Below are 12,152 nucleotides of genomic sequence, written 5' to 3'. Positions count from 1 at the left end.
TTCATTTATTTATGAGTCCTGTATTTTAAGGGTGGTAGGAGGAGCATGTCCACCTCTGTGAACTGCAAGTTCGGGTATATTGTTAATCTGTTTCTTTAATAAATCCAAAAACAGATAGAATACCAGGCTTATATTCAGAAACGGCAATAAGGCTGTACTAATATCAGTTTGGAAAAATCGCTGGGGGTATTGATAATATCTTGTTGCAGCCCTTATAAAATGAACGGTAACGGCTTCCTCTTCCGGAAGACCGGCAACTGCAGAATCATATGTGAGAAAATAAATGGATTTATAAATATTGGCGAAAGAATCCAAAGCTTCCTTATCAGAACCAGAATAACTGCTACCCGCCTTTTCAGAATAACCAAAATTAAAATGCAGCACTAAGGCTGGAAGCAAAGCAACCAAAATGCCCATAAACGTTTTATTACATTGTCTGTTCACCCTCACATGCTCACCCCATTTTAATCATAATCTATACTATAAAATAACACATTTTTTAATATTTGCATATACATTTTAACAAAAAAACATGGAAAAAATTTTAAAATTTGCATCATAAAGTATAACAAATTCTATCTCGAAAAGAAAGAACTTTCTTATCATTTATTTCAGGTGCCAAAAACCTCTAAAATTCGCTAAAAAACAGCCGAAAGACTCCTAATAATACTACTAAAACTTGTCGTAGTTCTCCAAATTTTTAGTGCCATTAGAGTTCTTCCCTATAAAAAAAAGCACATGCAGATCAGGATGCTTCCTGCATTTGCCATCATGACTGACATACCGGTTGACATAGACAGCGTGTAATGCTAAACTCTAAATTACAATATTATATAAAAAGGTGCTTGGAGCAATTATTGCAGACAAGATAATAGGGAAATGGGTGAAAAGCCCATACGGTCCCGCCGCTGTAAAGGAAGAGTAACAACCAGGCAGCAGAGCAGTTTCTGTCCATATACGGAAGCTGTTAGCTGTGTAAGTCACTGTGATAAACGGGAAGATTTGGTTGCTATGGAGATACCTGAGTCAGAAGACCTGCCTTTTTGTATTAAGTTATGCAGTTACGGGCGATGGCTGTGTATAAGGGTAAGATTCCTGGAACCAGGAGTTTTATTTGGTCTTTTTGTAACCAAAATCGTTCGATATCGAAGATTAGTGGTTTACAAAAGGACTTTTTTTATTGCATAGGAAACTTCTTCGAACTTACCTATGCAATAAAAAAGCCTTCCAGGCAGGATGCGCATGACGCACTTAAGGAAGATTGTCACTGTCGTGACAGTGCGTCAGCGCTAGAGTCTGGCGAGCCAGACTCTTTGTTCTTTCACAGGAAACTTCTTCGAACCATCCTGTAAAATAAAAAGCCATACGTGCAGGATGCGCACCTCGCGGATAGGAAGTAGTTGCTTCGCAACCCGCTCAGGCGCGGAGAATGTGCCAAGGCACATTCATTATTATCTCATCCTAAGGAATTTAACTGAAGTTCCTTTAAATATGTCAGGAGATGCGTATATGTATAGAGAATCATTACAAGGCAGTGAAATAATACAAATCAGAGAAACAACACAGGCAAAAGAAAGTAATAGAAAAAAAGAAACCCAACAGAAGGAAACAGTCAGGGACAGTGATACAGGTCAAAATAAAAAAGCAATTTTGGTAGTAAGTTTTGGTACAAGCCACAGGGAGACCATGGAGAAGACCATTGTGCAGATTGAAGCAGATATTAAAAAAGCATATCCAGACAGAGCGGTATACCGGGCTTTTACCAGCAATATGATTATATCCATCTTAAAAGACAGAGACGGGTTTCTTGTAATGAATGTAAAAGAGGCAATGCTTCAGATGTTTAAAGACGGAATGAATGAAATCATCGTCCAGCCCACCCATATATTAAATGGTATTGAAAACGAAGCTATGGCAGAGGAAGTACATAAATACAGGGAATTGTTTCAGTCGGTAAAGGTAGGTGCCCCTCTTCTTACCGCCACCTTGGATATTAAGAAGGTAATAGAGGGTCTTATAGAGGAATTTTCTGAATTGCAGGAGGAAGAAGCCTTAGTATACATGGGTCATGGTACTACTCACTTTTCCAATACCAGTTATACGGCTTTGGAATATATGTTCCGGGACAGTGGGTACGAAGATGTTTATGTGGCCACAGTAGAGGCTTATCCGGCACTTGATAATGTAATAAGGAATTTAAGGAAAAAGAGATATAAAAGGATTAAACTAGTTCCTTTTATGATTGTATCCGGTGACCATGCACTCAATGATATGGCTGGAGAGGACGAAGGCTCCTGGAAGTCTGTATTGGAAAAGGAAGGCTACGAGGTAAGCTGCTCCTTAAAGGGGCTTGGAGAATATCAGTGTATCCGGGATATATTTATAGAACATGTTGCACAGGCCCTCTAATTGATGGAGGATTGCACAGAAGGGAGTTATTATGACTGGTATTTTATATGGCGTTGGAGTAGGACCCGGGGATCCGGAGCTTCTTACCCTAAAAGCCGTGCGGATTATAAAGGAATGTGATGTTATTGTTATTCCAACAGTAGATAAGGCTACCTGTACTGCTTACAATATTGTAAGACAGGCACTGCCTGAGGTGGAAGAAAAAGAGGTAATCTCGGTGGTAATGCCCATGACAAAGGATAAAAAGAAACTGATAGAAAGCCATCTTTTGGGAGCTGGGAAGGTAGAAGAATACTTAAGAAGAGGACGAAAGACCGCTTTCCTGACCCTTGGAGACCCTACGGTATATTCAACTTATATCTACATCCATAAACTTATTTTACAAAAGGGATATAAAGCGGAGATAATTAATGGTATCCCCTCCTTTTGTGCGGTGGCGGCTAAATTAAGGGAAGGCTTGGCAGAGGGTGCCGAACAGCTTCATATCATACCTGGTTCCTATAAAATAGAAGATGCTCTTACCCTGCCTGGAACAAAAGTCCTTATGAAGACAGGCAGTAAGTTAGGTGAAGTTAAAGAACAGTTAAAAACCCTGAATGCAGCTGCCGCTATGGTGGAGAATTGCGGACTGGAAGGGGAAAAGATATATAAGACCCTTGAAGAAATACCGGAGGAAGCAGGGTATTATTCCCTAATTATTGCAAAGTAAAAGGTACTTTACCGAAAGCAATCCATACAAAATGTAAAAATCCATCTAAAAATTGAAATAGGAGTCAGTATGCTGGAGCGTTATGTATATAAAGGAACACAGAAATTAAGATGCGGTTATACCACAGGTTCCTGTGCCGCAGCAGCGGCAAAAGCAGCTGCAGGGATGCTTATAACCGGAGAAACGATTAAGTGGATTGAGCTGTCAACTCCCAAAGGGATTCCTCTTAAGCTGGAAGTTATGGATATCACCCGGGGGAAAGATTTTGTTACCTGTGGAATTCAAAAGGACAGCGGAGACGATGCGGATGTGACCAACGGCATTTTAGTATTTGCTACGGTAAGAAAAACAGAAAATAACATTACAATTGATGGGGGTAAGGGTGTCGGACGGGTAACCAAACCGGGATTGGATCAGGAAGTCGGACAGGCAGCCATTAACCGGGTCCCCAGGAAGATGATTTATGACGAGGTAAAAAAAGTTTGTGAAGAAGAGGATTATATAATGGGGTTGGATATTATTATATCCATACCAGGCGGAGAGGAACTAGCCAAAAAGACGTTTAACCCCAGGCTAGGAATTGCAGGCGGTCTATCAGTGCTTGGAACCACTGGAATTGTGGAGCCAATGAGTGAAGCGGCACTGGTTGAGACCATAAGGACAGAGATGGGACTGCGAAAGGCTGAGGGGCAGGAATACCTCATAGCAGCACCCGGTAATTATGGAGAAGCCTTTGCAGAAGAGGTTCTTTATCTTCCGGATAAAAGGACAATAAAATGTAGTAACTTTATTGGTGAAACCATAGACATGACCTATGAATTTGAACTAAAAGGCTTATTACTGGTAGGGCATATCGGTAAATTAATTAAACTTGGTGCAGGAATTATGAATACCCATTCCAAATGGGCTGATGGGAGAATGGAGATATTATGCACCTGCTGTTTGCTGGCAGGCGGTGAAACGCAGCTTTTAATAAAACTCCTTAAGTGCGTAACGGTGGAGGAAGCACTGGAATTGTTAAAGGAAGAGGGATTACTGGAAACTACCATGAAAATTCTTATGGAAAAGATAGAGTATTACCTGCAAATCAGGGCTTATGACGGACTAACCATAGGAGCTGTTGTGTTTTCTAATAAGTTTGGACTTCTTGGAAAGACAGAACAGGCAGATTTTTTATTGAATCAGATTAAACTATAATAGAAATAGCCCAATATTAAAGGAGCTTTCGTTTAAAGATAGGAGAAATATAAAATGGTACATTTCGTCGGAGCTGGCTGCGGTGCAGCGGATTTAATTACATTAAGGGGACATAAATTGCTTTGTGAAGCGGATATTGTAGTCTATGCCGGTTCTCTGGTGAATCCTGAATTACTGCAATATACCAGAAAAGACTGCAAGGTTTATGATAGTGCCCGTATGACCCTTGACCAGGTTATGGAGGTAGTAATTGAGGGCAGCAGAGCTAACAAAAAAGTTGTCAGACTTCATACGGGTGACCCCAGTATTTATGGAGCAATCAAAGAACAGATGGACAGACTTGATGAGAAAGGAATACCCTATGATATCTGCCCTGGGGTAAGCAGTTTATTTGGTGCCGCGGCAGCTTTAAAGGCAGAATATACTCTGCCGGGGGTGTCCCAGACGGTTATCATAACCAGAATGCCCGGCAGGACCCTGGTACCGGACAAAGAACAGATATCACTATTAGCCTCCCATCAGGCCACCATGGTCATATTCTTAAGCACCGGACTCCTTAAGGACTTAAAGGAAGAACTCATAAAAGGCGGATACGGACCTCAAACCCCCTGTGCCATTGTGCATAAAGCAAGCTGGGAAGATGAATGTATTGTCCGGGGCGTTGTAAAAGACTTACCTGAAATGGCTGAAAAGAACCAGATTACCAGAACCGCGCTGATTGTGGTAGGTGAATTTCTGGGAGCAGATTATGAACTGTCAAAATTATATGACCCTTCCTTTACCACGGGATACAGGAAGGCTTCTTTCTTGGATTAAGAATAAAAAACAAAGTAAACGATGAAAGAATTAAATTGGACATAAAAATTTATACGGTCTCTTTGCAGGAGGAATCTGAACATAATCACAGTTTATATTACCTGAAACGGGATATAAATTTATAAGCCGATAGAAAGGAAACATATAACCATGAAAATAAGTGTCATATCCTTTACAAAAAATGGTCAGAAACTGAATGAAACAATATGCCAGGGATTTACCGCCAGAGGAAGGATAGCAGAGGGTTATACTTATCAGAACTATGTTTCCGGTACCGGCTTGCGCGGCTTCTCTAGCCTAAAGGAATTAATGGAACAAATATTTTATGAAAGCCATGGGATTATCTTTATTGGAGCCTGCGGAATTGCAGTTAGAGCCATAGCCCCCTTTATTAAAAGCAAAGCAGAAGATCCCGGGGTAGCAGTAGCGGGGGAGGATGCAAAGTATGTGATCTCCCTTTTATCCGGACACCTTGGAGGAGCCAATGAATTAAGCAGAGAAACAGCTTCCATAATAGGAGCCGAACCGGTGATAACTACCGCCACCGATATCAATAACAGTTTTGCTGTGGATAACTGGGCAGTGAAAAATAACCTGCTTATCAATGATTTAGCTATGGTAAAAGTAATATCAGGGACAGTATTAAACCAGGAGACAGTAGGCTTTTACAGCGAATATCCCATAGAAGGAAGTATACCGCCAGAACTGGATCCACAGTGTAAAGCAGAGGTTGGAATATGCGTATATAAAGATGCCTCCAAAAGACCTTTTACCAGAACTCTTAATTTAATTCCCCGTAATATAGTTCTTGGCATTGGCTGTAGAAAAGATACGGAGGCAGAAATCATTAGCAGTGCGGTACAGGATTTATTCAGCAGGCACACGCTTTTAAAAAGCCGGATTTTTCGTATCTGTTCTATTGATATAAAAAAAGAGGAAAAAGGGATTCTGTTATTATCCCAGCTGCTTCAGGCAGAATATATGACTTTTTCAGTGGATGAACTTAAACGGATTCAGGGTCAGTTTCATAGCTCTGAGTTTGTAGAAAAAACGGTAGGTGTGGATAATGTATGCGAAAGAAGTGCTTCTTTGGGGAGCAATTTTGGAAAACAGTTAATTCCCAAAACCCTTTATTCAGGAGTAACCCTGGCTGTTTATGAAAGGGAATATAAAGTGTCTTTTTAAAAGTGGGACGTAAGACTTAATAGATAAGGGCAGGTTTATAACGTGAGACGTAAGATTTAATAGATAAGAGCAGGTTTAAAACGTGAGACGTTAAGACTTAATAGATAAGGGCAGGTCTAAAAAGTGAGACGTAAGACTTAATAGATAAGGGCAGGTTTAAAAGAGAGGACGAAAACCATGAAATTATACATAGTTGGATTTGGACCAGGCGGATATGAATATATGACCCTTCAGGCAAAAAATGCCTTGGAGGAGTGCGAAGTGATTACCGGATATTCCGTTTATGTGGAACTGGTACAGGAATTTGTTAAAAACAAAGAATTCTATAGTACTGCCATGAAAAAAGAGGAAGACCGGTGCCGGTGGGCAATCGAAAAAACCCTGGAGGGTAAGAAAGTTGCCCTTATCTGCAGTGGAGACAGCGGGGTATATGGTCTGGCCAGTTTAATTTATGAATTGGCAGAGGAGTATGAGCCTTTTGAAATAGAAGTAATAGCCGGTGTAACGGCAGCTCTTAGCGGCGGCGCCGTACTGGGTGCCCCCCTTACTCATGATTTTGCAGTTATCAGCTTAAGTGATTTACTGACCCCCTGGGAGTTAATCGAGAGAAGATTGCAATGCTGCGCCATGTGTGACATGGTGATTTGCCTTTATAACCCCTCCAGTAAAAAAAGATACGATTATCTAAAGAAAGCCTGCGAAATTATTCTGGCTTATCGAAGTGAAGCTGCGGTGTGCGGTTTTGTTCGTAATATTGGCAGGGAGGGTGAAGAAAGTGTAATAACTACCCTGGCTGAATTAAAAGACCTGGAGGTAGATATGTTCACCACTGTATTTATCGGGAATTCCACTACCAAAAACCGAAACAATAAGATGGTTACACCAAGGGGATATCATCTTAAAAGTGAAGTGAAAATCAATTCCTAAAGAGAAGGGTGTAAGATTTTTAATAACTTGTACAAGTGATAGGAAAGGCTGGATTTTATGAACAGAATACTTCTATTTGCAGGAACAACGGAAGGCAGACTTCTTTTTGAATATTGTAAGGAACATAAAATTCCTTTAACTGCGGCAGTCGCTACCGATTATGGTGAAGCTGTTTTACCGGACAGGGAAACAGCAGACATCAGAGTAGGGAGACTGGACAGGTTGCAGATGGAGGAATTACTGCGAAATAATACATATGAACTGGTTATTGATGCTACTCATCCCTATGCCAGTGAAGTAACGGAAAATATACGTTTGGCCTGTAAAAACTGTAATAAAACCTATCTCAGAGTCCTGCGAACAAGCATTTCCGAACAGGCAGCCCCGGGTGTAATCTATGTGGACAGTATTTTGGAAGCAGTCGATTATTTAAACCGCCATGAAGGGAATGCCCTTATTACCACCGGCAGTAAAAACTTAAGTGTGTTTTCCGGTGTAAAGGATTATACGAAGAGACTGACCGCCAGAATCCTTCCAGACTATGAGAATGTGAAGCAGTGTATGGAAGCGGGGTTTTCAGGACGTAACTTAATCTGTATGCAGGGACCCTTTTCTGAAGAGTTTAATCTGGCACTCTTAAAGGAAATCAAAGCCTCTTTTTTAGTAACCAAAGAATCTGGGTCTTATGGAGGATTTTCGGAAAAAGTACAGGCAGCAGGGAGAGCAGGAGCTAAGGTAATTGTGATAAAGCGTCCGGGGATAGAAGAGGGATATTCCCTGGAAGAAACTATGGAAGAGCTTGCAAGAATATATAATATCCATGGAGCATAAAAGCTATGGAGTATAAAAGCTATGGAGTATAAAAGCTATGGAGCATAAAAAAGCCATGAAGCATAAAAAGTAATCAAGATTAAAATTTATAGAACTTAAACTTATGAAAACAAAAAAGTAAACGTAGATTTAAATTCACGGAATTTAATAAGCTAAGAAGTTTAAAGTTCTTGACAGAAGATAGTGAAATTATGAGCTACTATAGGACATTAGATAACTTTTAGTCAACCGAATTGGTATAGATTAAAGTTAATCTACTCAGCCCAGCAGAATACTACAGTATTTATATATCTGGACCAGGGCAGATGGAGTAAATGATGAGGAAACACATTGCTATAATAGGAATAGGTATGGGAAATCCCGATACCCTGACCCTTGAGGGAAAATATCATATCGAAAAGGCTCAGGTGCTGATTGGTGCAAAACGAATGATAGAGGCAGTAAACACAGCGGGCAAACCATGCCTTCTTTCCTTTGATCAGGTGAAAATTAAGGAATTTATTGAAGCAACGGAACAGGAATACTATGGAATTTTAATGTCTGGTGATACAGGTTTTTACAGTGGTACCCAGACCTTACTGCCCCTTCTTTCTGAATATGAAGTAAAGGTAGTTCCGGGGATATCAACCTTGTCCTATTTCAGTGCAGTACTTAAGCTGTCCTGGGAAGATGCGTATCTTTTAAGCCTCCATGGAAGGAAGGAGAATCTGGAGTTAGCAGTGCAGCAGCACAAAAAGACCTTTGTATTGACGGCGGGGGACACTTCTGCCATATGCGAAAGGCTTTGCTGTGCTGGTCTTGGTGAGGTTCTCATCTATGCCGGAGAAAATCTGTCCTATCAGACAGAGAGAATCAGTGCAGGGACGGCAGAGGAATTAAAGGATAAAGAATTTGCCCCGCTATGTTCTCTTTTTATCCTAAATGATAAGTATGATACCCAATACCGGATTGGCATTCCCGATGAACAATTTATACGTGGAGCTATTCCCATGACTAAAAGTGAAGTCCGTGCCATTGTTATAAGTAAATTAAAACTGAAAGAGGATTCCATCGTTTATGACATTGGCGCCGGTACCGGTTCGGTTTCTGTTGAAATGGCTTTTCTTGCGAAAAGGGGCAGGGTATATGCTATAGAGCAGAATATGGAAGGCGTAGAATTAATAAGGAAAAACAGAGATAAATTTGCCCTTGGCAATATAGAAGTTATACCAGGGACTGCACCAGAGTCCCTCATGGATTTAAACAAGCCGGAGGCTGCTTTTATCGGTGGCAGCAAAGGCAGTATGGAAGGAATTATAAAAGTACTTCTTGAGAAGAATAAGTCCCTGAGACTTGTAATAACAGCCATTGCACTGGAAACACTGGCGGAAGCCATAAGGCTTATGAAGGAGTATGGGTTTTGTGAAGTAGAAGTAATCCAGGTATCAGTTTCAAAGGCAAAAGAAGCCGGTAGTTACCATATGCTCATGGGACAGAACCCGGTATTTATAATAAGCGGCTGGGGGGATAAAGGGTGAACCAGATAAAACGGTTTATGTTAGCAGGTACAAAAAGCGGTGCCGGTAAAACTACCATAACCTGCGGTATTTTGCAGCTGTTAATCAATAGCGGATACGGAGTAAGCGCCTTTAAGTGCGGACCGGATTATATCGATCCTATGTTTCACGGTAAAGTAATTGGTACCAGATCGGGTAACCTGGACAGTTTTTTTACCGGAGAAGAAAAACTTTGTGAGCTATTATATAACAACTCAAAAGACACAGATATTAGTGTAATCGAAGGGGTTATGGGCTATTATGACGGAATGGGTTTTAGCGATACGGCAAGTTCCTATTCCGTAGCGGCGATGACGAAAACACCGGTTATCTTAATTATAGATGCAAAAGGTATAAGCGGCTCCCTTGGGGCAATCATAAAGGGCTTTCTTACCTACAAAAAAGAAAGCTATATAAAAGGAGTAATCTTTAACCGGCTGCCCCAACGATTATATGAAAAAGCCAGGGAGCTGGCAGAAGCGTTGGGCGTAAAAGCCTGCGGGTATGTACCTGAGCTGCCGGAATTCAGTCTGAAAAGCAGGCATCTTGGACTGGTTACCGCAGAGGAAATTATAGATCTTAAGGAAACCTTAAACCAACTGGCGGACAAACTCTCTAAAACAATAGACCTTCAAGAAATCCTGGCCTTAGCAGAAGAAGCGCCCCCCATAAGGGTAAGTGAATCAGACATATCCGTTCATGATAAAGAAAATATTGCAGACGAAATGGGGATAACCCTTGCGGTAGCTCAAGATGAAGCCTTTTGTTTTACCTATAGGGATAATCTGGAGCTGTTAAAGAAACTTGGAGCAAAGCTGATACCCTTTAGCCCAATAAAAGATAAGGCACTGCCAAAAGGGACAGACGGACTTTTGCTATGTGGCGGGTATCCGGAATTGTATGCAAGAGAACTATCAGAAAACATTTCCATGCGAAAGAGTATTAAAGCGGCAGTAAATGGCGGTATGCCAACGATTGCAGAGTGCGGCGGGTTTATGTATCTGCATGAAAGTCTTGAAAATATGAACGGAGCCAGTTACCCTATGGCAGGATTTATCAAAGGCAGATGTTTTAAAACGGAAAGACTGCAGCGGTTTGGTTACCTTCAATTAAAAGGAAACGAGGACAGTTTAGTTGCCAATAAGCAGGAGCTTATAAAAGCTCATGAGTTTCATTACTGGGACAGCGATAACTGTGGTATGGATTTTCATGCAGAGAAGCCAAATGACACAAGGGAGTGGGAGTGTATCCATGCTGGAGAGACTTTTTACGCAGGATTTCCTCATCTTTATTTTTATGGTAATCCGTCTATTGCAGTACGGTTTATGGATAAATGCAGTCAATATCGAACCAAGCGTAACGATAAGTAATAGAAAGGAGGGCTTTGGTGGTATGAAAAAGGGTGAGCAGAGGAACAAGTGGACTGGAGCTAATAAGAACTGGGAAATGAGCGTTTTGGCCATGGCAGCCTGTAAAAAACATTGGGACAGTATCGCAAAGCCCATTGGGAGCTTGGGAATATTTGAAGATATCATAATTAAGATTGCTGGTATTCAAAATAGTGAGCAGGTGGATATTGGCAAAAAAGCTGTGGTAATTATGTGCAGTGATAACGGCGTAGTGGCGGAGCAGGTAACCCAGACTGACAGTTCGGTTACGGCTGTGGTAGCTGAGAATTTTGCAAAAGGGATTGCTAGTATTAACCTTATGGCTATGGCCGCCGGTGCTAAAGTCATACCGGTGGACATAGGAATCGCAAAGGATTTACAGGTGGAGGGGTTACATAATAAAAAGATCAGTTATGGAACCGGTAATATCACCAAAGGACCAGCAATGACAAGGCTTCAGGCAGAAACCGCCATCGAAACCGGAATCAGCTTAGTAAAAGAGTTAAAAGAGGAAGGGTATCAAATGATCGGAACCGGCGAGATGGGGATTGGAAATACCACTACCAGCAGTGCCGTTGCCAGCGTCTTACTTAAAATGTCTGTAGAAAAAGTAACGGGCAGAGGAGCTGGTTTATCGGTAGAGGGTCTTGCCAGAAAGATAAGGGTTATCAAGGAAGCGATTGCGGTTAACCGCCCAGACCCCAATGACCCCATAGAGGTTCTTTCAAAACTGGGTGGCTATGATATAGCCGGAATGACGGGACTTTTCCTTGGAGGGCTGCGGTACGGCATACCTGTTGTAATTGATGGGGTCATATCTTCTGTGGCGGCCTTAATCGCAGTAAGGTTAAATGCAGAGACCTTAAATATTATAATTCCCTCCCATATGAGCAAGGAACCTGCCAGTGTAAGGATTATGGAGGAACTGGGACTTTCTCCGGTAATACACGGCAAGCTGGCACTGGGGGAAGGAACCGGCACCGCCTTGTTATTTCCTCTGCTGGATATGATACTAAAAGTATACCACTTTAATTCCACCTTTGAAGCGATTAACGTTAAGGCATATGAACGGTACGATCCCAGATGGCCTGAAAAGAGGTAAAGAGTGAAAGGAAATTTAGTAAGAAAGGTGCCACAGTGAGATTCTTTCACTCT

General features: G+C 41.4%; 11 protein-coding genes and 1 riboswitch. Of the genes, 10 read left to right on the top strand and 1 reads right to left on the bottom strand.

Going from position 1 to position 12,152, the window contains the following annotated elements:
* Positions 1 to 9: 9 nt before the first annotated feature.
* Positions 10 to 450, bottom strand: coding sequence for a hypothetical protein (locus QA584_RS21175; protein ID WP_278271096.1), 441 nt, complete (start codon positions 448 to 450; stop codon positions 10 to 12).
* A 372-nt stretch (positions 451 to 822) separates the two neighbouring features.
* Positions 823 to 1,057, top strand: a riboswitch (cobalamin riboswitch).
* Positions 1,058 to 1,509: 452 nt separating this feature from the next.
* Here QA584_RS21175 and QA584_RS21170 point away from each other — a divergent pair.
* The 10 genes from QA584_RS21170 to cobT all read left to right on the top strand — a co-directional run bounded on the left by QA584_RS21170 (position 1,510) and on the right by cobT (position 12,099).
* Positions 1,510 to 2,409 carry a sirohydrochlorin cobaltochelatase gene (locus tag QA584_RS21170; protein ID WP_278271095.1) on the top strand — a complete coding sequence of 300 codons (900 nt, stop codon included), beginning with the start codon at positions 1,510 to 1,512 and terminating at the stop codon, positions 2,407 to 2,409.
* Between the two features lie 31 nt (positions 2,410 to 2,440).
* Complete coding sequence (cobI, locus tag QA584_RS21165) at positions 2,441 to 3,118, top strand: precorrin-2 C(20)-methyltransferase (RefSeq protein WP_278271094.1); 678 nt, start codon at positions 2,441 to 2,443, stop codon at positions 3,116 to 3,118.
* Positions 3,119 to 3,187: 69 nt separating this feature from the next.
* A complete protein-coding gene (gene cbiD, locus QA584_RS21160; protein WP_278271093.1) occupies positions 3,188 to 4,315 on the top strand; it encodes a cobalt-precorrin-5B (C(1))-methyltransferase CbiD in 1,128 nt (375 codons plus the stop codon).
* Positions 4,316 to 4,369: 54 nt separating this feature from the next.
* Positions 4,370 to 5,131, top strand: coding sequence for a precorrin-4 C(11)-methyltransferase (gene cobM, locus QA584_RS21155; protein WP_278271092.1), 762 nt, complete (start codon positions 4,370 to 4,372; stop codon positions 5,129 to 5,131).
* A 150-nt stretch (positions 5,132 to 5,281) separates the two neighbouring features.
* Complete coding sequence (locus QA584_RS21150) at positions 5,282 to 6,316, top strand: cobalt-precorrin 5A hydrolase (protein ID WP_278271091.1); 1,035 nt, start codon at positions 5,282 to 5,284, stop codon at positions 6,314 to 6,316.
* 177 nt (positions 6,317 to 6,493) lie between these two features.
* Positions 6,494 to 7,243, top strand: coding sequence for a precorrin-3B C(17)-methyltransferase (gene cobJ, locus QA584_RS21145; RefSeq protein ID WP_278271090.1), 750 nt, complete (start codon positions 6,494 to 6,496; stop codon positions 7,241 to 7,243).
* A gap of 57 nt (positions 7,244 to 7,300) precedes the next feature.
* Positions 7,301 to 8,074 carry a precorrin-6A reductase gene (cobK, locus tag QA584_RS21140; RefSeq protein ID WP_278271089.1) on the top strand — a complete coding sequence of 258 codons (774 nt, stop codon included), beginning with the start codon at positions 7,301 to 7,303 and terminating at the stop codon, positions 8,072 to 8,074.
* A gap of 317 nt (positions 8,075 to 8,391) precedes the next feature.
* Entirely contained in the window at positions 8,392 to 9,591 is a 1,200-nt protein-coding gene (gene cbiE / locus QA584_RS21135) for a precorrin-6y C5,15-methyltransferase (decarboxylating) subunit CbiE (RefSeq protein ID WP_278271088.1), read from the top strand.
* The gene (locus tag QA584_RS21130) at positions 9,588 to 10,979 is read left to right on the top strand and encodes a cobyrinate a,c-diamide synthase (protein ID WP_331487703.1); all 1,392 of its coding nucleotides are present in this window, start codon (positions 9,588 to 9,590) and stop codon (positions 10,977 to 10,979) included. The genes cbiE and QA584_RS21130 overlap by 4 nt, the downstream gene beginning before the upstream one ends.
* Before the next feature lie 22 nt (positions 10,980 to 11,001).
* Positions 11,002 to 12,099: a nicotinate-nucleotide--dimethylbenzimidazole phosphoribosyltransferase gene (gene cobT / locus QA584_RS21125; RefSeq protein WP_278271087.1), complete on the top strand. Its 1,098-nt coding sequence runs from the start codon at positions 11,002 to 11,004 to the stop codon at positions 12,097 to 12,099.
* Positions 12,100 to 12,152: the final 53 nt, after the last annotated feature.

The sequence above is a fragment of the Anaerocolumna sp. AGMB13025 genome (genome assembly GCF_029689925.1).
Taxonomy (GTDB): domain Bacteria; phylum Bacillota; class Clostridia; order Lachnospirales; family Lachnospiraceae; genus Anaerocolumna.
Note: the sequence above shows the minus strand (reverse complement) of the source record. Positions and strands in the feature narration are given on the sequence as shown.

Bases quoted from the DNA above. Each gene is read 5' to 3' on its own strand.
- QA584_RS21170 (WP_278271095.1), top strand. From the start codon at position 1,510: ATGTATAGAGAATCATTACAAGGCAGTGAAATAATACAAATCAGAGAA.
- cobI (WP_278271094.1), top strand. From the start codon at position 2,441: ATGACTGGTATTTTATATGGCGTTGGAGTAGGACCCGGGGATCCGGAG.
- cbiD (WP_278271093.1), top strand. From the start codon at position 3,188: ATGCTGGAGCGTTATGTATATAAAGGAACACAGAAATTAAGATGCGGT.
- cobM (WP_278271092.1), top strand. From the start codon at position 4,370: ATGGTACATTTCGTCGGAGCTGGCTGCGGTGCAGCGGATTTAATTACA.
- QA584_RS21150 (WP_278271091.1), top strand. From the start codon at position 5,282: ATGAAAATAAGTGTCATATCCTTTACAAAAAATGGTCAGAAACTGAAT.
- cobJ (WP_278271090.1), top strand. From the start codon at position 6,494: ATGAAATTATACATAGTTGGATTTGGACCAGGCGGATATGAATATATG.
- cobK (WP_278271089.1), top strand. From the start codon at position 7,301: ATGAACAGAATACTTCTATTTGCAGGAACAACGGAAGGCAGACTTCTT.
- cbiE (WP_278271088.1), top strand. From the start codon at position 8,392: ATGAGGAAACACATTGCTATAATAGGAATAGGTATGGGAAATCCCGAT.
- cobT (WP_278271087.1), top strand. From the start codon at position 11,002: ATGAAAAAGGGTGAGCAGAGGAACAAGTGGACTGGAGCTAATAAGAAC.